This window comes from Vogesella sp., assembly GCF_046297735.1.
Taxonomy (GTDB): domain Bacteria; phylum Pseudomonadota; class Gammaproteobacteria; order Burkholderiales; family Chromobacteriaceae; genus Vogesella; species Vogesella urethralis.
The window spans coordinates 38247-56228 of record NZ_JBKBHK010000003.1; the positions used below are offsets into that span (position 1 = coordinate 38247).

At 60.4% G+C, this 17982-nt stretch carries 21 protein-coding genes; 13 read left to right on the forward strand and 8 right to left on the reverse strand.

Annotated elements, in window-relative coordinates; genetic code table 11:
- Positions 1 to 103 precede the first annotated feature (103 nt).
- Complete coding sequence (locus tag ACK4FZ_RS04625; protein ID WP_409818475.1) at positions 104 to 664, reverse strand: hypothetical protein; 561 nt, start codon at positions 662 to 664, stop codon at positions 104 to 106.
- A 396-nt stretch (positions 665 to 1060) separates the two neighbouring features.
- Entirely contained in the window at positions 1061 to 2182 is a 1122-nt protein-coding gene (locus ACK4FZ_RS04630) for a beta-ketoacyl-ACP synthase III (RefSeq protein WP_409818476.1), read from the reverse strand.
- A 300-nt stretch (positions 2183 to 2482) separates the two neighbouring features.
- On the opposite strand from ACK4FZ_RS04630, the gene iscR reads away from it, so the two are divergent.
- The 12 genes from iscR (at position 2483) to ACK4FZ_RS04690 (ending at position 11292) form a co-directional block, all read left to right on the forward strand.
- Positions 2483 to 2971: a Fe-S cluster assembly transcriptional regulator IscR gene (gene iscR / locus ACK4FZ_RS04635; RefSeq protein ID WP_144372915.1), complete on the forward strand. Its 489-nt coding sequence runs from the start codon at positions 2483 to 2485 to the stop codon at positions 2969 to 2971.
- A gap of 21 nt (positions 2972 to 2992) precedes the next feature.
- A complete protein-coding gene (locus ACK4FZ_RS04640) occupies positions 2993 to 4210 on the forward strand; it encodes an IscS subfamily cysteine desulfurase (RefSeq protein ID WP_409818477.1) in 1218 nt (405 codons plus the stop codon).
- A gap of 51 nt (positions 4211 to 4261) precedes the next feature.
- The gene (gene iscU, locus ACK4FZ_RS04645; RefSeq protein WP_144372919.1) at positions 4262 to 4645 is read left to right on the forward strand and encodes a Fe-S cluster assembly scaffold IscU; all 384 of its coding nucleotides are present in this window, start codon (positions 4262 to 4264) and stop codon (positions 4643 to 4645) included.
- 45 nt (positions 4646 to 4690) lie between these two features.
- Complete coding sequence (iscA, locus tag ACK4FZ_RS04650; RefSeq protein ID WP_144372921.1) at positions 4691 to 5014, forward strand: iron-sulfur cluster assembly protein IscA; 324 nt, start codon at positions 4691 to 4693, stop codon at positions 5012 to 5014.
- Positions 5015 to 5102: 88 nt separating this feature from the next.
- Complete coding sequence (hscB, locus tag ACK4FZ_RS04655) at positions 5103 to 5636, forward strand: Fe-S protein assembly co-chaperone HscB (RefSeq protein ID WP_409818478.1); 534 nt, start codon at positions 5103 to 5105, stop codon at positions 5634 to 5636.
- 49 nt (positions 5637 to 5685) lie between these two features.
- Positions 5686 to 7545, forward strand: a complete 1860-nt coding sequence (gene hscA, locus ACK4FZ_RS04660) for a Fe-S protein assembly chaperone HscA (RefSeq protein ID WP_409818479.1) — start codon at positions 5686 to 5688, stop codon at positions 7543 to 7545.
- A gap of 52 nt (positions 7546 to 7597) precedes the next feature.
- Positions 7598 to 7939 carry an ISC system 2Fe-2S type ferredoxin gene (gene fdx, locus ACK4FZ_RS04665; protein WP_144372927.1) on the forward strand — a complete coding sequence of 114 codons (342 nt, stop codon included), beginning with the start codon at positions 7598 to 7600 and terminating at the stop codon, positions 7937 to 7939.
- An 11-nt stretch (positions 7940 to 7950) separates the two neighbouring features.
- A complete protein-coding gene (gene iscX, locus ACK4FZ_RS04670; protein WP_409818480.1) occupies positions 7951 to 8145 on the forward strand; it encodes a Fe-S cluster assembly protein IscX in 195 nt (64 codons plus the stop codon).
- Between the two features lie 188 nt (positions 8146 to 8333).
- Positions 8334 to 8954, forward strand: coding sequence for a uridine kinase (gene udk, locus ACK4FZ_RS04675; protein ID WP_409818481.1), 621 nt, complete (start codon positions 8334 to 8336; stop codon positions 8952 to 8954).
- A 74-nt stretch (positions 8955 to 9028) separates the two neighbouring features.
- Positions 9029 to 9307 carry a hypothetical protein gene (locus tag ACK4FZ_RS04680; protein ID WP_409818482.1) on the forward strand — a complete coding sequence of 93 codons (279 nt, stop codon included), beginning with the start codon at positions 9029 to 9031 and terminating at the stop codon, positions 9305 to 9307.
- A 34-nt stretch (positions 9308 to 9341) separates the two neighbouring features.
- Entirely contained in the window at positions 9342 to 9563 is a 222-nt protein-coding gene (locus tag ACK4FZ_RS04685; RefSeq protein ID WP_144372935.1) for a DUF2798 domain-containing protein, read from the forward strand.
- Positions 9564 to 9867: 304 nt separating this feature from the next.
- Positions 9868 to 11292 (forward strand): alanine/glycine:cation symporter family protein, encoded by a 1425-nt coding sequence (locus ACK4FZ_RS04690; RefSeq protein ID WP_409818484.1) that lies wholly within the window; start codon positions 9868 to 9870, stop codon positions 11290 to 11292.
- Between the two features lie 124 nt (positions 11293 to 11416).
- Here ACK4FZ_RS04690 and glmM read toward each other — a convergent pair whose 3' ends face one another.
- The 4 genes from glmM to ACK4FZ_RS04710 form a co-directional block, all read right to left on the reverse strand.
- Entirely contained in the window at positions 11417 to 12748 is a 1332-nt protein-coding gene (gene glmM, locus ACK4FZ_RS04695) for a phosphoglucosamine mutase (RefSeq protein WP_409818486.1), read from the reverse strand.
- Positions 12749 to 12822: 74 nt separating this feature from the next.
- Positions 12823 to 13662, reverse strand: coding sequence for a dihydropteroate synthase (folP, locus tag ACK4FZ_RS04700; RefSeq protein ID WP_409818487.1), 840 nt, complete (start codon positions 13660 to 13662; stop codon positions 12823 to 12825).
- Positions 13663 to 13730: 68 nt separating this feature from the next.
- Positions 13731 to 15635 (reverse strand): ATP-dependent zinc metalloprotease FtsH, encoded by a 1905-nt coding sequence (gene ftsH, locus ACK4FZ_RS04705; RefSeq protein WP_409818489.1) that lies wholly within the window; start codon positions 15633 to 15635, stop codon positions 13731 to 13733.
- A 70-nt stretch (positions 15636 to 15705) separates the two neighbouring features.
- Positions 15706 to 16323: an RlmE family RNA methyltransferase gene (locus ACK4FZ_RS04710; protein WP_409818490.1), complete on the reverse strand. Its 618-nt coding sequence runs from the start codon at positions 16321 to 16323 to the stop codon at positions 15706 to 15708.
- 174 nt (positions 16324 to 16497) lie between these two features.
- On the opposite strand from ACK4FZ_RS04710, the gene yhbY reads away from it, so the two are divergent.
- Complete coding sequence (gene yhbY / locus ACK4FZ_RS04715) at positions 16498 to 16824, forward strand: ribosome assembly RNA-binding protein YhbY (protein WP_144372944.1); 327 nt, start codon at positions 16498 to 16500, stop codon at positions 16822 to 16824.
- A gap of 56 nt (positions 16825 to 16880) precedes the next feature.
- Here the strand turns inward: yhbY and ACK4FZ_RS04720 are convergent, their stop codons facing one another.
- Both ACK4FZ_RS04720 and greA read right to left on the reverse strand, forming a co-directional pair.
- Positions 16881 to 17312 carry a DUF4149 domain-containing protein gene (locus ACK4FZ_RS04720; protein ID WP_144372947.1) on the reverse strand — a complete coding sequence of 144 codons (432 nt, stop codon included), beginning with the start codon at positions 17310 to 17312 and terminating at the stop codon, positions 16881 to 16883.
- Positions 17313 to 17372: 60 nt separating this feature from the next.
- On the reverse strand, positions 17373 to 17849 hold the full coding sequence (greA, locus tag ACK4FZ_RS04725; RefSeq protein WP_144372948.1) for a transcription elongation factor GreA: 477 nt from the start codon (positions 17847 to 17849) through the stop codon (positions 17373 to 17375).
- Positions 17850 to 17982: the final 133 nt, after the last annotated feature.

The following is a 17982-nucleotide window of genomic DNA, read 5'->3' on the forward strand; positions in this document are numbered from 1 at the left end:
CAAACAGGGCCTGTTATCGGTATCAAGCCAAACCATTAAGCAGACACGGCTTGAAGCACAAGGTGAATATCACCCTCGCGGCATTAAAATCGGGCGTAACAAATTAGCTACCTTGATACTCTAGTGACGAGTGGTGTAGATTAATGCGCAGATTTCCTGCATCATCTTTAATATAACCCCATGTTTTATCAACTGTTGTTGCTTTTCCATTTTTATCCACAAAGTGGACTTTGCCCATGCTGATCGCGCTATTGCCATCGAGGAACAGCGCAGTATTAACAGGCTCGCACTTTTTCCACCCCTTCAGCGCAAAACCCGTATCTTTCGGGAAAGCAGTATCGCCACCAACAAAGTAGGCCAAAGCCCCTGCACGCGTGGTACGGAATGTCTGCGGGTTAACCGTCAGGGTGGGCTTGAACAGTACCACGCCCATCTGGTAAGCGTAGGCCGAGTCAATCACCTTCTCTGCCAAAGCTTTTGCTGCGGCCTTCCCGTCTTTCTCGTACGTGGCGTTAATATTGATCAAGGCATTGCACCAAGCCTGCTGCGCAGCAAGCACTTCTTTCTCGGTAATGGCCTGATTAACAACTACCGGCTCTTTAGCCAAGGCCACGCTGGCACTCATGGCAAACACGGCACCAAATAATGGGTATTTTATTTTCACGCTTTGTTCTCCTTAGGGTTAAAACTGCGCGCTCGCAGATTCAACTGTGTTTCGCGCACAAGCAGCTGGCTTTTTCGCCTTTGCTTCGGACATCGACAAATGCGGAGAGTTTTATTGACAGCGCTTATTTTTCAGCCATAGGAAACGCGTGAAGCTCGCTGCGGGGATAGAAGTTCAACGTGGTTGAAAATCAGCCTAGAGCATGCAGGCATGCTTGCTTGCCAGAAGCACAGCCAGTAACGGGTATGCGGTGATGAATAGTGGCGCCGAAATGACAACAGCCAGCCCAAAGGCTGGCCGATACACAATAACTGACAAGACAAAACCTGTGCTATCGGCAGATCAACACAAGCCGGCAGGGTGTACTTGGCAGCAAGGCCATGCCGCGGCCAACGTTTAACGCTTGCGCAGGATGACCGAGCCTACCGAGTAGCCGGCGCCAAACGACGACAGCACGCCGATATCGCCGCTTTGCAGGTCGGCGTGGTGCAGGTGCAGTGCAATCACGCTACCGGCAGAGCTGGTATTGGCGTAGCTGTCCAGAATCACCGGGGCTTCGCTGCCTTCGGCGTCGCGGCCCAGCACGCGGCGGGCGATCAGCTGGTTCATCGACAGGTTGGCCTGGTGCAGCCAGAAGCGCTTCACGCCTTGCGGCTCGATGCCGTTGGCCTGCAGGTGCGCCACAATGTGCTCGCCTACCATCGGGCACACTTCTTTGAATACCTTACGGCCTTGCTGCACGAACAGCTTGTCCAGCTGGCCGATACCACTTTCGTCGCAGCGGTTCAGGAAACCGAAGTTGTTGCGGATGTTATTGGAAAACACGGTGGCCAGCTTGCAGCCCAGCACGTCGAACACGTTGGCCGCAGTGGCGGTATCGGCCGCTTCCAGTACCACGGCGGTGCAGGCATCGCCGAAGATGAAGTGGCTGTCGCGGTCGCGGAAGTTCAGGTGGGCGGAGCAGATTTCCGGGTTCACCATCAGCACCGCGCGCGCCTGGCCGGCGGCGATGGCGTTGACGGCAGTCTGGATGCCGAAGGTTGCCGACGAGCAGGCCACGTTCATGTCGAAGGCGTAGCCGTTGATACCCAGTGCCTGCTGTACCTCGATGGACACCGCCGGGTACGGGCGCTGCATATTGGAGCAGGCCACAATCACCATATCGATATCGGCAGCGCACTTGCCGGCGTTGGCCAGCGCGTCACGGGCGGCGGCCACGGCCATCTCGGCCTGGATCGACAGTTCATCGTTGCTGCGCTCCGGCAGAAACGGCGTCATGCGTGCCGGGTCCAGCACGCCATCAGCGTTCATCAGGTAGCGCTGCTTGATACCGGACGCCTTTTCGATGAACTCGGCGCTGGACTCGGCCAGGGCCGCGATGTCGCCACGAGCAATGGCGTCCTGGTTGGCCGCGTTGAAGGCGTTTACGTAACTATTGAAAGCGACTACCAGCGCTTCGTTGCTCACCGCATGCGGCGGCGTGAACAGGCCGGTACCACTGATCACCACGTCTTTCATGGCTTCATCCTTCCTCTGGGCAGAGGGCCTGCCCGCAATTCAAACAAATGTTTGCGCGAATCATACACCAAGGCTTATAGACTGAGGCATTTTGCCTGCCACGCCGGGCGCCGCCAAGGCAAAAAACCCTGTCAAACTAGGTAAATACCGGTAAAATGCCCGGCCATTCTGCTGGACCTTTTGGCACCTTCTCGTGCCTGCCATCACCCTGCCCTGCGCCGTGAACTTCCGCCTGCAATACTTGACCAAATTACTCAGGATTGAGTTATAATCCGGTCAACCACCCAGGGAGCCCACACGATGCGCCTCACCACCAAAGGCAGATTTGCCGTTACCGCCATGCTTGACCTGGCCCTGCGCGAGGCCAACGGCCCCGTCACGCTGGCCGGCATCAGCGAACGCCAGGGTATTTCCCTGTCCTATCTGGAACAGCTGTTCGGTAAACTGCGCCGCGCCCAGCTGGTAGACAGCGTGCGTGGCCCCGGCGGCGGCTACACGCTGGCCCGCACCATCGAAGAAATTTCCGTGGCCGACATCATCGTTGCCGTGGACGAACCGGTAGACGCCACCCAGTGCGCCGGCCGCGAGAACTGCCACGACAACCACCGCTGCATGACGCACGATCTGTGGACCGACCTGAACGTGACCATCTTCGACTACCTGTCCAAGATCAGTCTGGCCAGCCTGGTCGCCAAGCAGCGCGCCAAAGAAACCACCGTAGTACAAGATCAAAGAACCCTGCGTCGCAACAGTCCCTGTAGCGAGGCTGTCGCCGGCAACGCACTCTGAGCGACACCTGGAGAACCCGATATGAGCGAGCTGAAGCAACCGATCTACCTCGACTACTCTGCCACCACGCCGATCGACCCGCGCGTGGCCGAGGCCATGATCCCGTACCTGACCGAGCTGTTCGGCAACCCGGCCAGCCGCAGCCACAGCTATGGCTGGACGGCCGAGGAAGCGGTAGAGAACGCCCGTGCCAACGTGGCGCAGCTGGTGAACTGCGATCCGAAAGAAATCGTGTGGACCTCCGGCGCCACCGAATCGAACAACCTGGCCATCAAGGGTGCCGCCCAGTTCTACAAGAGCAAGGGCAAACACCTGGTGACCCAGCGTACCGAACACAAGGCCGTACTGGACACCATGCGCGAGCTGGAGCGCCTGGGCTTTGAAGTGACCTACCTGGACGTGCAGGAAAACGGTCTGGTCAGCCTGGCCGACTTTGAAGCCGCGCTGCGTCCGGACACCATTCTCGCCTCCATCATGGCGGTAAACAACGAAATCGGCGTGGTACAACCGATCGCCGAGCTGGGCGGGCTGTGCCGTGCCCGCGGCGTGCTGTTCCATGTGGATGCTGCCCAGGCAACCGGCAAGATCGACATCGACCTGTCGGCGCTGAAAGTGGACCTGATGAGCTTCAGTGCCCACAAGACCTACGGCCCGAAAGGCATTGGCGCGCTGTATATCCGCCGCAAGCCGCGTGTGCGCCTGGAAGCGCAAATGCACGGTGGCGGCCACGAGCGCGGTTTCCGCTCCGGCACGCTGGCCACCCACCAGATCGTGGGCATGGGCGAGGCGTTCCGTATTGCCCGCGAGGAAATGGCCAGCGAAAACGTGCGCATCGCCGCGCTGCGTGACCGCCTGTGGGCCGGCCTGCAAACCATCGAGGAAACCTACCTCAACGGCGACATGCAGCAGCGCGTACCGCACAACCTGAACGTCAGCTTCAACTTCGTCGAAGGCGAGAGCCTGATCATGGCCATCCGCGACCTGGCGGTATCGTCCGGTTCGGCTTGTACTTCCGCCTCGCTGGAGCCGTCCTACGTGCTGCGCGCCCTGGGCCGCAACGACGAGCTGGCGCACAGTTCCATCCGTTTCTCCATCGGCCGCTTCACCACCGAAGCCGACATCGACTACGCCGTGAACCTGCTGCAAGGCAAGATCGGCAAGCTGCGCGAGATGTCCCCGCTGTGGGAAATGTTCAAGGACGGCATCGACCTCAACACCATCGAGTGGGCCGCCCACTAATCACCGTTTAGACGAGGCGGCCAGGGTTGGCCGCACGCAGGAGAACCGATCATGGCATACAGCGACAAGGTAATGGACCACTACGAAAACCCGCGCAACGTGGGGGCTTTCGACAAGGGTGACGACTCAGTAGGTACCGGCATGGTCGGCGCACCGGCCTGTGGCGACGTGATGAAACTGCAGATCAAGGTAGGCGAGAACGGCGTGATCGAAGACGCCAAGTTCAAGACCTACGGCTGTGGCTCTGCCATCGCCTCCAGCTCGCTGATCACCGAATGGGTGAAAGGCAAGTCGCTGGACGAAGCGCTGGCAATCAAGAACACCGACATCGCCGAAGAGCTGGCGCTGCCGCCGGTAAAAATCCACTGCTCCATCCTGGCCGAAGACGCCATCAAGGCCGCAGTGGCCGACTACAAGCAAAAGCACGGTCAATAACAGACGGCGGGCCGTGGCCCGCCAGCAGCACAAGGCAGACGCATCATGGCAATCACGCTCTCTGAAAGCGCAGCAAAACACGTCAGCAACTTCATCGCCAAACGCGGCAAGGGCCTGGGCATCCGCCTGGGGGTGAAAACATCCGGTTGCTCCGGCATGGCCTACAAGCTGGAATTCGTCGATGTCGCCACCGATGACGACATCACCTTCCAGAGCCACGGCGTCACCGTGTTCACCGACGCCAAGAGCCTGGCTTACCTGGACGGCACCGAGCTGGACTACACCAAGGAAGGCTTGAACGAAGGCTTCAAGTTCAACAACCCGAACGTGAAAGACGAGTGCGGCTGCGGCGAAAGCTTCAACGTCTGAGCCCTGCCTGCCACCGGCCCTGCCCGCCAGCGTGCGGGCTGGCCGGTGTTGTCGTTTCATCCTTACCCGGTTTTTGCAGAAAGCGTTCATGAGCACCGACTTCACGCAGGATCACTTTGCGCTGTTCAACCTGCCGCGCCGCTTCGGCATCGACTTGGCGCAACTGGATAGCGCCTGGCGCACCGCCGCCGCCGAAGTGCACCCCGATCGCTACGTCAGCGCGCAGGACGCCGAAAAGCGCGTAGCCCTGATGCGCGCCACCCGCGTGAACGAAGCTTACCAGACGCTGAAATCGCCGGTAGACCGCGCCCGCTACCTGCTGCAGCTGGCCGGCGTCGACACCGCCGAAGAAACCAATACCAGCATGCCGGCCGCCTTCCTGATGGCGCAGATGGAATGGCGCGAAGCCATTGGCGACGCCCGCGCCGCGGCCAACGTGGACGCGCTGGAAAGCCTGTCGCGCCAGCTGCGTGCCGACGTGAAGGCGCTGGAAGCCGAGCTGGCCGACGCACTGGATAGCCAGGCCGACCACCAGGCCGCGGCACTGGCGGTACGCAAGCTGCGCTTTCTGGAAAAACTGGATCAGGAAATCGGCGACGCCATCGAAGCGTTGCTGTACTAGAAAACCCAGCCGGCCCGTGCCGGTAAACGCATAGAGTAAGCAAGCAGCCATGGCCCTACTGCAAATTGCCGAACCCGGCATGTTCGCCGCCCCGCACCAGCACCGACTCGCCGTCGGCATCGACCTGGGCACCACCAACTCGCTGGTGGCCACCGTCAAGAGTGGCTCCGCCACCGTGCTGCCCGACGACCACGGCCGCAGCCTGCTGCCGTCCGTGGTGCGTTACGTGGGCGAAGGCGAAGTGGTGGTGGGCTACGACGCCCAGGCCGAACAAAGCCGCGACCCCAGCAACACCATCGTGTCGGTGAAGCGCTTCATGGGCCGGGGCCTGGCCGACATCCAGGACGTTGGCCGCAGCCCGTACCGCTTTGTGGATGCGCCGGGCATGGTGCAGCTGGTCACCCGCGCCGGTGCCAAAAGCCCGGTGGAAGTCTCGGCCGAGATCCTGCGCACGCTGCGCAGCCGCGCCGAAGCCAGCCTGGGGGGCGAACTGGTCGGCGCCGTCATCACGGTGCCCGCCTACTTTGACGACGCCCAGCGCCAGGCCACCAAGGACGCCGCACGGCTGGCCGGCCTGAACGTGCTGCGCCTGCTGAACGAACCCACCGCCGCCGCCATCGCTTACGGCCTCGATAACGGCGCCGAAGGCACCTACGTGGTGTACGACCTGGGCGGCGGCACCTTCGACGTATCGGTGCTGGCGCTGAGCCGCGGCGTGTTTGAAGTGCTGTCCACCAGCGGCGATTCTTCGCTGGGCGGCGACGACTTCGACCACCGCATCTACTGCTGGATTCTGGAGCAAGCCGGCCTGCACGGCCTGAGCGCCGGCGATACCCGCCTGCTGCTGACCCGCGCCCGCGAAGCCAAGGAAGCGCTGACCGAACACGTTGAAACACGCATCACCGCGCTGCTGTCCGACGGCCTGACCATCGACCTGGTGCTCAGCCAGGCCACTTTCCACGACATCAGCAAAACACTGATCGACAAGACGCTGCTGCCGGTCCGCAAGGCGCTGCGCGACGCCAAAATCGGCGCCGAAGACGTGAAGGGCGTGGTGATGGTCGGTGGTGCCACCCGCATGCCGCAGGTACAGAAAGCGGTCGGCCAGTTCTTTGGCCAGACGCCGCTGACCAACCTGGACCCGGACAAGGTGGTGGCGCTGGGCGCCGCCATCCAGGCCAATGTGCTGGCCGGCAACAAGGGCGACGACGAGTGGCTGCTGCTGGACGTGATTCCGCTGTCGCTGGGCATCGAAACCATGGGCGGCCTCACCGAGAAGATCATTCCGCGCAACAGCACCATTCCGGTGGCGCGCGCGCAGGAATTCACCACCTTCAAGGACGGCCAGACCGCGATGTCGGTACACATCCTGCAGGGCGAACGCGAGCTGGTAAGCGACTGTCGCAGCCTGGCCAAGTTTGTGCTGCGCGGCATTCCGCCAATGGTGGCCGGCGCGGCGCGTATCCGCGTGACCTACCAGGTGGACGCCGACGGCCTGCTGTCGGTCACCGCCCGCGAGCAGACTTCCGGCGTGGAGGCCAGCATTGAGGTGAAACCCAGCTACGGCCTGTCCGACGACGAGATCAGCCGCATGCTGACCGACTCGCTGACCCACGTGCAGGAAGACATTGCCGCGCGCAAGCTGCGCGAAGCCATCGTGGACGCCGAAGGCCTGATCGCCGCCACCGAGGCGGCGCTTTCCAGCGACGGCGACCTGCTGGACAGCGACGAGCGCAGCGCACTGGACGCCGCCATCGCCGCGCTGCACACCGCCATCGCCACGCAGACCACGCGTGACGTGAACGCCGCCACCCAGCGCCTGAGCCAGGCCACGGAAACCTTTGCCGCCCGCCGCATGGACCGCAATATCCAGCAGGCGCTAAAGGGCAAACACATCGGCAACCTGTAACCCCGCGGCGGCCCCGGCCGCCGTGTTGTAAAGTACTGAAAAGGAAACCAACATGCCGCGCATCATCGTGCTGCCCCACGCAGACTTGTGCCCGGAAGGCGCCGTGATCGACGACGTCGCTGCCGGTACCACCGTGTGTGACGCCCTGCTGGGCTGCGATATCGAAATCGAACACGCCTGCGAGATGTCCTGTGCCTGCACCACGTGCCACGTCATCGTGCGCGAAGGCTTCAACTCGCTGCCGCCGTCCGACGAGCTGGAAGACGACATGCTGGACAAGGCCTGGGGGCTGGAAGCGCAATCGCGCCTGTCCTGTCAGGCCATCGTCACCGACGAAGACCTGGTGGTGGAGATTCCGCGCTACACCATCAACCACGCCCGCGAGCATCACTGAGGAGCCTGGCCATGAAGTGGACCGACATCAACGATATTGCTATCGAACTGTACGACAGCCTGCCGGACGTCGACCCGAAAACCGTGCGCTTCACCGACCTGCACAACTGGGTGGTGAACCTGCCTGAGTTCGACGACGACCACAGCCGCGGCGGCGAAAAGGTGCTGGAAGCCATCCAGCAAGCCTGGATCGACGAAGCCGAATAAGCCCTCACGCCCTGCCCGCCGCAGGGCGTTTTGCCATCTGCCGGCAGCCAAAGGTTGGCCGCAGCACGAATCGTGCACGACAGCCGCATGGTGCGCCGCAAAATTGCGGGCTGGTTGACAAAAACAGTGGTCTGACACGCGCCAAGTCATTAGAATGGCGCGTTTTTTCGCTTTACAGGCAAGGGATTATGTCGACTCCGTTCATCATCGGCGTCGCTGGCGGCAGCGGCAGCGGCAAAACCACGGTGACCCGCAAGGTGCTGGAAACCATCGGCACCGAGATGGCGGCCGTAATCGTGCAGGACTATTACTACCGCGACCAGAGCCACCTCACTTTCGAGCAGCGCCTGGCCACCAACTACGACCACCCGCACGCCTTCGACTGGCCCCTGCTGATCGAACATATCGACGACTTGCGTAACGGTCGCGCCATCGAGATGCCGGTGTACGACTTTGCCAAGCACACCCGCAGCGAAGCCACCGTCACCGTGCAACCGGCACCGGTAATCGTCATCGAAGGGCTGTTCCCGCTGTACGACGCGGCGCTGCGCGAGATGATGTCGCTGAAAATCTTTGTCGATACCGACCCGGACGTGCGCTTCATCCGCCGCCTGAAGCGCGATATCGCCGAACGTGGCCGCACCACCGACAACGTGATCGACCAATACCTGAGCACGGTGCGCCCGATGCACAACCAGTTCATCGAGCCGACCAAACGCTTTGCCGACGTGATCCTGCCGCACGGCGCCAACGACCCGGCGGTAGACATCATTACCACCAAGGTAGCCAGCCTGATTACCCAGGCCTAACCTTGCTTATGGCACGGCTTGCCATGCGCTTGCCGTGCACCACGGCCGCCTGCGGCCAACCTTGCGGAGTGAGCATGACCACCATCAAACCGCGCAACCCGTTTGCGCACAGCCCGCTGCTAAAGAAAGGCGGCGCCCACCAGCGCAGCGCCAGCAGCGCACGCTTTGCCGGCCGCAAGCAACTGCTGGCCGAGCTGGACGACTGGTATCTCGACAGGGACGACGGGGTAGACACCCAGCAGCCCTCCAGCAAGGAGGACGCTGCCGGCAAACCGGGCTGCAGCCCGGTTTTTTTACGTCTGGGGATCCGGCACGGTGGCCGCCCGCTGGCACTGCCGCTGCGGGCTGGCTAAGATACTGGCCCCACTACCTCACTGTTACGCCATCATGCCTACCCGCAAACACGCGCTGCTGTTCGCCCTGTTCATGTCCGGTTACATGGCCTTTTTCATGTCCGGCATTCTCACCGCCATCAATACCGGCCTGGATAACGGCTTTGTCAGCCGCTGGCTACACGCCTGGCTGCTGGCCTGGAGCTGTGCCTTCCCGCTGGTGCTGATCGGCGCACCGCGCGTACGCGCGCTGGTGACCCGCCTGTTCGGCAATTGAGCTGCTTGCCATTCGCACTGCCATACCTCCACCGCTCCACCACAGGCGCTACTAGACGTTGTCGACATTGGCGCCACAGTCATTCACCGCCACCCCACTGTTTCATTATCGAACAATTAATTTCAATATCAGTAATATGCTAAGTTAAATCGTTGCTTTTGCTGTCATTTTTTTCATTTTTGAGCGCATACAATCGACAAATAAGCTATGATGGCGCCCCTCGAAAGAGCTTGTTTCTCTATCGAATAAAACCAAGACCATTGTAATGGCGTTCAACAACACCTTCATTCTTGAGGAGTCCCGAATGGAAGCTCTCCATAGCCTGGTCAACGCAGGCAATGATTTGATCTGGGGCCAGCTGCTGATCTACATCCTGATCGGCGTCGGCGCGTTCTTTACCGTACGCATGGGTTTCATGCAAATCCGCCTGCTGAAACGCGGCTGGCAGGAAATGCTGGGTGGCCGCAGCCATAACAGCCAGGGTACTGATATTTCCTCGTTCCAGGCATTTGCCACCGGCCTCGCCAGCCGCGTGGGCACCGGCAACGTCGCCGGCGTAGCTACCGCCATCGCCCTGGGCGGCCCGGGTGCCGTATTCTGGATGTGGATGACCGCTCTACTGGGTATGGCCAGCGCCTTTGCCGAGTCCAGCTTGGCACAACTGTTCAAGGTGAACCATCACGATGGTACCTTCCGTGGTGGCCCGGCTTACTACATCCAGAAGGGCCTGGGCCAGCGCTGGCTGGGCATTGCGTTCTCCATCTCGCTGATCATCGCTTTCGGCCTGGTGTTCAATGCAGTACAAGCCAACTCCATCGTGGCCGCTACCGAAGGCGCCTGGGGCTGGGACAAAAACCTGGTCGCTGTCGGCCTGGTCCTGATCACCGCACCGATCATCTTTGGCGGTATCCGCAAAGTGGCCCAGGTGGCCGAGTGGATGGTGCCGGTGATGGCTGCCATCTACCTGGGCATGACGCTGTTCGTGATCTTCACCAATCTGTCTGAAGTACCGGCCATCTTCATGCTGATCGTGAAGAGCGCCTTCGGTCTGGAGCAAGCTGCCGGCGGCTTTGCCGGCTACGCAGTGAGCCAAGCGATGATGATGGGCATCAAGCGCGGCCTGTTCTCCAACGAAGCCGGTATGGGCTCGGCACCGAACGCAGCGGCGGCGGCAACCACCGCTCACCCGGCTAGCCAGGGCATCATCCAGATGTTCGGTGTATTCATCGACACCATCATCGTGTGCTCCTGCACCGCCTTTATCGTGCTGCTGTCTGGTGCCTATGTACCGGGTGCCGAACTGAAAGGCGTACAACTGACCCAGGCTGCGCTGAACGCTACACTGGGTAACTGGGGTGGCCACTTCCTGGCCGTTGCGCTGTTCCTGTTCTGCTTCAGCTCCATCATCGGTAACTACGCTTACGCAGAAGGTAACGTCGAGTTCATCAAGAACAACAAGGTTGTGATGCTGGCTTTCCGCCTGCTGGTGCTGTTCATGGTGGCATTCGGTGCCATCGGTAGCTCGCCGCTGGTATGGGACATGGCCGACCTGGCTATGGGGGTAATGGCGCTGATCAACCTGGTTGCTATCGTCCTGCTGTCCAAGTATGTATTCGTTCTGCTGAAGGACTACCAGCAACAGCTGAAAGCGGGCAAGGAGAAACCGGTATTCGACGTGAAGCAATACCCGGAAATCCAGGCCAAAATCTACAAGGACGTGTGGAAGTAATCGCAGCCACGCTACCGCCTTTTACGCCTTGCCACGCTGGCAAGGCGTTTTTATTTGGCGGCCCGGTTGGCCGCAGGCGTAAAAAAACCGGCCGCAGCCGGTATTTTTTACTCACGGGCAGCGCTCAGGCCGCTTCGATGGCGGCAGCGATACGGCTTGCCCAGTCATTCGCCAACGCAGCATCGTCTGCTTCCACCATCACGCGTACTACCGGCTCGGTACCGGACGGGCGCAGTACCACGCGGCCACGGCCATGCAAGGCCGCTTCAGCCTCTCGCAGCGGGCCGGCACTGGCGGCTTTCCAGTCCTGGCCATTCAGGCGCACATTGATCATTTTTTGCGGGAATGGCGCCCAGTCGGCACAAATGGCGGCCACCTCGCAACCCAGCTCCTTGACCGCAGCCAGTACTTGCAAACAAGAGATGATACCGTCACCGGTGGAGTGCTTGTCCAGGCACAGGATATGGCCGGAGGCTTCACCGCCAACCTGCCAGCCATGCTGCCCCAGCAGCTCAAGTACGTAGCGGTCACCCACCTTGGCGCGAGCAAACGGCACCCCCTGGCGCTGCAGCGCCAGTTCCATCGCCATATTGGTCATCACGGTACCCACCACACCGCCAGCCAGTTGGCCGCGCGCAGCGCGCGCCTTGGCTACTACGTAGATCAGTTGGTCGCCGTCGTACAAATTACCGTCGCGGTCAGCCATCATCAGACGGTCGCCATCGCCGTCCAGCGAGATGCCGAAGTCGGCACCGTGCTCGCGAACCGCCTTGGCTACCGCCTCCGGATGGGTGGCACCGACGCCGTCGTTGATGTTGAAACCATTCGGCTGGTTACCGATGGCAATCACCTCGGCGCCCAGCTCGTGAAATACCTGCGGTGCAATGTGGTAAGTAGCGCCGTGGGCGCAATCTACCACCAGCTTCAGGCCTTTGAGGTCCAGCTCGTTGGGGAAGGTGCTCTTGCAGAATTCGATATAACGCTGATCGGCACCATTAATGCGTTTGGCACGCCCCAGATCGCGCGACGTGCTGGTCTGCATCGGCTGGTCCAGCATGGCTTCGATCTGCAGCTCCAGTGCGTCGTCCAGCTTTTTGCCCCCTTTGGCAAAAAACTTAATGCCATTATCCTGAAACGGGTTATGCGAGGCAGAAATCATCACCCCGGCAGACAGGCGCAAAGCACGGGTAAGGTAGGCGATACCCGGCGTCGGCAGCGGGCCGGTCAGCAGCACGTTGACACCGGCGGCGGTGAAACCGGCTTGCAGGGCAGCTTCCAGCATATAGCCGGAGATGCGCGTATCCTTGCCGATAATGACTGTAGGATGTTCTTCGTGCTCGTGATCGACCAATACTTTACCGGCAGCGTAACCCAAACGCAGCGCGAACTCCGGCGTAATCGGAAACTTGCCCACTTCGCCGCGGACACCATCGGTACCAAAATACTTGCGCGTCATCGCACGTCCTTCTGTAAAAAAACCATGACTGATTTTAACCCTATTGCACCTGACATGGCGTGATGAGGCGCAAATCAGGCCGCGCTTTCCAGGGCGGCCAGTACTTGCAGTGCCTGCACTGTTGGCTGCACGTCGTGCACGCGCAGAATGCGTGCACCATTTTGCGCGGCCAGCGTGGCCGCTGCCACGCTGGCACCCAGGCGCTGGTCGGCAGCCTGTTCGCCGGTGATGGCACCCAACATGCTCTTGCGCGACAAGCCAGCCAGCAAGGGCACCCCGCTACGCGCAATCAGCTGCGGCAAGGCACGCAATAGTGCCAGATTGTGCGCCAAAGTCTTGCCAAAACCGAAACCGGGGTCGATCAGCAGTCGTTCACGCGCCATGCCGGCATCGAGGCACAATTGCACACGACGAGACAGGTAATCGCCCACTTCGTCCACCACGTCAAGGTAATCAGGCCGCAGTTGCATGGTGTCCGGGTTGCCTTGCTTGTGCATCAGGCACACACCAACGTTGGCCACGGCCAACAACGCCAAAGCCCCCTCGTCCTCCAGCGCCGACACGTCGTTGATCAAGTCCACCAGACCTTCGGCTAACGCCGCCTGCATCACCACGGTGCGGCGGGTATCCAGCGACAGCGGCACCTGTAGCGCCACCAGCTCGCGCAAGACCGGCATCACACGCTGCAGCTCCTCCTCCGGGCTGACATAGGCGGCACCGGGGCGCGTGGACTCGCCACCGATATCGAGAATATCTGCGCCTTCGGCTAGCAGTTGGCGTGCATGAGCCACAGCAGCAGCGACTGTGTCGTGACGCCCACCATCCGAAAATGAATCCGGTGTCACGTTGACAATCCCCATTACAAGGGGGCGGGTCAGATCCAGCGTAAAGCGGCCGCAGGCAAAAGCAGACATGGCAGGCATCCACAAACAAAAGAGCCGCAGCTTAAGCTGCGGCTCCGTGGCTGGCAATAGTTGCCGGATCAGAGTTCTTGCGCCGGGGTGGCGCTGGCTTCCGGTGCCGGCGGTGCCGGCGGTTTCGGCTCTGGCGGGGCAAAACCGGCACCCGGTTTCGGTGGACGCGGCGGCTTGCGATCGATCAGGTCATTGACTTGGTCAGCATCAATGGTTTCCCACTCCATCAGTGCCGCAGTCATGGCTTCCACGATGTCGCGGTTTTCCGACAACAACTTGTAAGCCAAGGCGTACTGCTCGTCGATGACGCGGCGGATTTCCTGGTCAACCTGCTGCATGGTGGCTTCCGACAGGTTCTTGTGGGTAGTCACCGAGCGGCCAAGGAACACTTCGCCTTCGTTTTCGCCGTACACCATCGGGCCCAGTTTGTCGGACATGCCGTAGCGGGTCACCATGTCGCGAGCAATACTGGTAGCACGCTCGAAGTCATTGGAAGCACCGGTAGAGATGCGGCCAACAAACAGGTCTTCCGCGATACGACCGCCAAACAGGATAGACAGCTGGTTCAGCATCTGGTCCTTGTACAGGCTGGTACGGTCACGCTCCGGCAGCTGCCAAGTAACACCCAGCGCACGGCCACGGGGGACGATGGTGACCTTATGTACCGGATCTGTACCCGGCAACAGCTTGGCCACCACGGCATGACCGGACTCGTGATAAGCGGTAGCACGCTTCTCGTCTTCGGACATCACCATGGAGCGGCGTTCCGGACCCATGAAGATCTTGTCCTTGGCGTCTTCGAAATCGGGCATGTCTACCAGGCGCTTGTTGCGACGAGCGGCAAACAGCGCTGCTTCGTTCACCAGGTTGGCCAGATCGGCACCAGAGAAACCGGGTGTACCACGGGCGATGACCTGGGCATTGACGTCGGCAGCAATCGGCACCTTGCGCATGTGCACGTTCAGGATTTGCTCGCGGCCACGGATATCCGGCAGCGGCACCACCACTTGGCGGTCGAAACGGCCCGGACGTTGCAGTGCCGGGTCCAGCACGTCCGGACGGTTGGTAGCAGCAATCACGATCACGGTCTGGTTGGTTTCAAAACCATCCATTTCCACCAGCAACTGGTTCAGCGTCTGTTCGCGCTCATCGTTACCGCCGCCCAGGCCAGCGCCACGCTGGCGGCCGACCGCGTCGATCTCATCGATGAAGATGATGCACGGTGAATTCTTCTTGGCCTGCTCGAACATGTCGCGAACGCGGGAGGCGCCGACACCGACAAACATTTCCACGAAGTCAGAACCGGAGATGCTGAAGAACGGCACCTTGGCTTCGCCGGCAATGGCCTTGGCCAGCAGCGTTTTACCGGTACCCGGGCTGCCTGCCAGCAGGATACCGCGCGGGATGCGGCCGCCCAGGCTCTGGTATTTGGTAGGATCGCGCAGGTAATCGACGATCTCCTTCACTTCTTCCTTGGCCTCGTCACAACCGGCCACGTCGGCAAAAGTGACGGTGTTGGTATCCTGATCCAGCATGCGCGCCTTGCTCTTGCCGAACGAGAAGGCACCACCTTTACCGCCACCCTGCATCTGGCGCATGAAGAAGAACCATACGCCGATCAGCAGCAGCATCGGGAACCAGCTGATGAAGATGTTCATCAGCATAGACGGCTCTTCTTCCGGCTTGGCCGAGAAGCGCACGTTGTTCTGGATCAGTACGTCTACCAGCTTGGTATCCAGCGGCGCGTAGGTACTGAATTGGGTGCCGTCAGTACGCTTGCCACGAATGATCTGCCCGCGCAGCGGGTTGCCTTCGATGGTCAGTGCCTGCACCTTGCCGGTTTCTACGTCGCTGATGAATTGCGAGTATTCGAGCGCGTTTTGCGGCTCACGGGTCTGGAACTGCTTGAAGACCGTCATCAGTACCAGCCCGATGATGACCCAGATTGCGATGTTTTTACCGATATTGTTCACAAGAGCGTGCTCCTATGTGCCCTGGCTAGAGATGTATTTGGTTTGATTGTAACCCCCGCATGGCCGACTGTCAGCGACGACTCTTGCCTAGCAGGTAAATTTCACTGGAGCGATCACGAGAAGCCTTGGGTTTGCGCGTTACCACTTCGGTAAACAGCTCGCGCATGGACTTCAGGTAAGCCTGGAATTCGCTACCCTGAAATACCTTGACCAGAAAATGGCCGCCGGGTTTCAGGTGATCACGGGAAAACTCCAGCGCCAGTTCGGTCAGGTGAAAGCTGCGAGCCTGATCCATGGTGCTCATGCCGGAGATATTGGGGGCCATGTCGGAAATTACAAGGTCCAGTTGACGACCGCCCAGCAAGGTAACAAATTCGTCCAGTACCTCTTGCTCACGGAAATCGCCCTGAATGAAAGAGACGTCGGCAATCGGGTCCATTGGCAGGATGTCAAGTGCAAACACCTTACCCTTGTCACCCACCAACCGTGCCGCCACTTGCGACCAGCTCCCCGGAGCAGACCCCAGATCGGCCAGCACGGTTCCCGGGCCGATCAATTTATCTTTTTCGTTGATCTCCAGCAGCTTGTAGGCTGCACGGGCACGGTAGCCGTCTTTCTTGGCCATGTGCACGTAGTGATCGTTGACGTGTTCCTGTAGCCATACATTGCTGGAAGTGCTGCGCGCCATGCTTGTTTCCTGTTTTCTGTCGCTTTCCCTATCGGGAACTATAAATACAATACGCCCGAATGCCAGCTATAACGGCACTCTCGGCCAAGCCGGGGCAGGGAATGCGGTTTAACCCTGTGAACCAACCCCGTTTTTTAGTAAAATCGTTTTTTAATCTGAAACTTGAAGCGTTACATGAAAATTGAACTGACAGCCGTCGAGCGTACTTATCTGAAAGGTCTGGCCCATTCGCTGAACCCGGTGGTAATGATCGGCAACAACGGCCTGACCGACTCCGTGATCCGTGAAATCGCCATCAGCCTGGACGCCCACGAGCTGATCAAAGTCCGCGTGCTCGGCGACGACCGCGATGCCCGCGTTGCCATGTACGAACAGATCTGCAACGACCTGAGCGCGGCACCGGTGCAACACATCGGCAAACTGCTGGTGCTGTACCGCCCGTCGGACAAAAAGCTGATCGATCTGCCCAAGAGCAAGAAAGCGCTGAAGGCCCGCCCGTAAGCCGGCCCGGTAACCCAGCAAAAAGCGGTGGCATGCCACCGCTTTTCGTTTGCGCGTCAGTTATCGCTGCGTAGCAGGTACGCGAGGCCCATCAGGCTCTGTACCAGATAGATCAGGCTGGAGATGGCGTGCCAGGTAGCGAAACCGCCGCCAAACAAACCCTCGGCCGCCTGGTTCATCTGCGCCTTCAGTGCCGCAATCATCGGCGTCACACCGAAGTGATTGATGACGATGCAGGCCAGCATGCCCAGCAGCAGCCAGAACGGTGCCTGTTTCAGGCCGCGCGCGCCCTGACGCATGACGTAATCCGCCATCAGGAACACGCTGCACACCAGGCCCACCCAGGCGATAGCGGCAAACAGCCTGCCCGCCACCATGCCGGCGGTCACTTTATCCAGTGCGGCAAACAGCACCGGCGTCACGATGATGCCGATGACCCACATGCCCCCGATCCAGAAAGTCCGGGCGATGGCGCGCAAACCGTTCATGCTTTCCCCTTGATCATGCTTGCTCAAGGTTGGCCGCACCCAGCGCGGCCGGCCTCAGGCTCAGATGTACAGTACGTCCAGGATTTCGTATTCGCGGATGCCGCCCGGGGCCATCACTTCGGCCACGTCGCCAGCTTCCTTGCCGATCATGGCGCGCGAGATCGGCGAATTGATCGACACTTTGCCTTCCTTGATGTCGGCTTCGTCGTCGCCCACGATCTGGTAGGTCACTTCTTCGTCGCTTTCCAGATCCAGCAGCTTGACGGTGGCGGCAAACACCACGCGGCCGTCAGCGTTCAGCTCGGTCGGGTCGATGATCTGCGCGTTGGAAACCTTGGCTTCCAGCTCGGCGATGCGGCCCTCCACGAAAGCCTGGCGTTCTTTGGCGGCTTCGTACTCGGCGTTTTCCGACAGGTCGCCCTGGGCACGTGCCTCGGCGATGGCCTCGATCACCGACGGACGCTCTACGCTCTTGAGGCGTTGCAGCTCGGCCTTGAGCATTTCGGCTCCACGTACGGTCAACGGGACTTTGATCATGTGTCTATTCTCCGGGGGCCTCTGGCGGCCCCATGATAAAAGCGTAAGCCGCCGTACGAGACGGCGGCTTGGCAGGACGTTGGTGTCAGCCGGAATTGTAACGGGATTTCACGTGCGGTTCAAAGGTTGGCCG

Bases quoted from the DNA above. Each gene is read 5' to 3' on its own strand.
- ACK4FZ_RS04630 (WP_409818476.1), bottom strand. From the start codon at position 2,182: ATGAAAGACGTGGTGATCAGTGGTACCGGCCTGTTCACGCCGCCGCAT.
- iscR (WP_144372915.1), top strand. From the start codon at position 2,483: ATGCGCCTCACCACCAAAGGCAGATTTGCCGTTACCGCCATGCTTGAC.
- ACK4FZ_RS04640 (WP_409818477.1), top strand. From the start codon at position 2,993: ATGAGCGAGCTGAAGCAACCGATCTACCTCGACTACTCTGCCACCACG.
- iscU (WP_144372919.1), top strand. From the start codon at position 4,262: ATGGCATACAGCGACAAGGTAATGGACCACTACGAAAACCCGCGCAAC.
- iscA (WP_144372921.1), top strand. From the start codon at position 4,691: ATGGCAATCACGCTCTCTGAAAGCGCAGCAAAACACGTCAGCAACTTC.
- hscB (WP_409818478.1), top strand. From the start codon at position 5,103: ATGAGCACCGACTTCACGCAGGATCACTTTGCGCTGTTCAACCTGCCG.
- hscA (WP_409818479.1), top strand. From the start codon at position 5,686: ATGGCCCTACTGCAAATTGCCGAACCCGGCATGTTCGCCGCCCCGCAC.
- fdx (WP_144372927.1), top strand. From the start codon at position 7,598: ATGCCGCGCATCATCGTGCTGCCCCACGCAGACTTGTGCCCGGAAGGC.
- iscX (WP_409818480.1), top strand. From the start codon at position 7,951: ATGAAGTGGACCGACATCAACGATATTGCTATCGAACTGTACGACAGC.
- udk (WP_409818481.1), top strand. From the start codon at position 8,334: ATGTCGACTCCGTTCATCATCGGCGTCGCTGGCGGCAGCGGCAGCGGC.
- ACK4FZ_RS04680 (WP_409818482.1), top strand. From the start codon at position 9,029: ATGACCACCATCAAACCGCGCAACCCGTTTGCGCACAGCCCGCTGCTA.
- ACK4FZ_RS04685 (WP_144372935.1), top strand. From the start codon at position 9,342: ATGCCTACCCGCAAACACGCGCTGCTGTTCGCCCTGTTCATGTCCGGT.
- ACK4FZ_RS04690 (WP_409818484.1), top strand. From the start codon at position 9,868: ATGGAAGCTCTCCATAGCCTGGTCAACGCAGGCAATGATTTGATCTGG.
- glmM (WP_409818486.1), bottom strand. From the start codon at position 12,748: ATGACGCGCAAGTATTTTGGTACCGATGGTGTCCGCGGCGAAGTGGGC.
- folP (WP_409818487.1), bottom strand. From the start codon at position 13,662: ATGTCTGCTTTTGCCTGCGGCCGCTTTACGCTGGATCTGACCCGCCCC.
- ACK4FZ_RS04710 (WP_409818490.1), bottom strand. From the start codon at position 16,323: ATGGCGCGCAGCACTTCCAGCAATGTATGGCTACAGGAACACGTCAAC.
- yhbY (WP_144372944.1), top strand. From the start codon at position 16,498: ATGAAAATTGAACTGACAGCCGTCGAGCGTACTTATCTGAAAGGTCTG.
- ACK4FZ_RS04720 (WP_144372947.1), bottom strand. From the start codon at position 17,312: ATGAACGGTTTGCGCGCCATCGCCCGGACTTTCTGGATCGGGGGCATG.
- greA (WP_144372948.1), bottom strand. From the start codon at position 17,849: ATGATCAAAGTCCCGTTGACCGTACGTGGAGCCGAAATGCTCAAGGCC.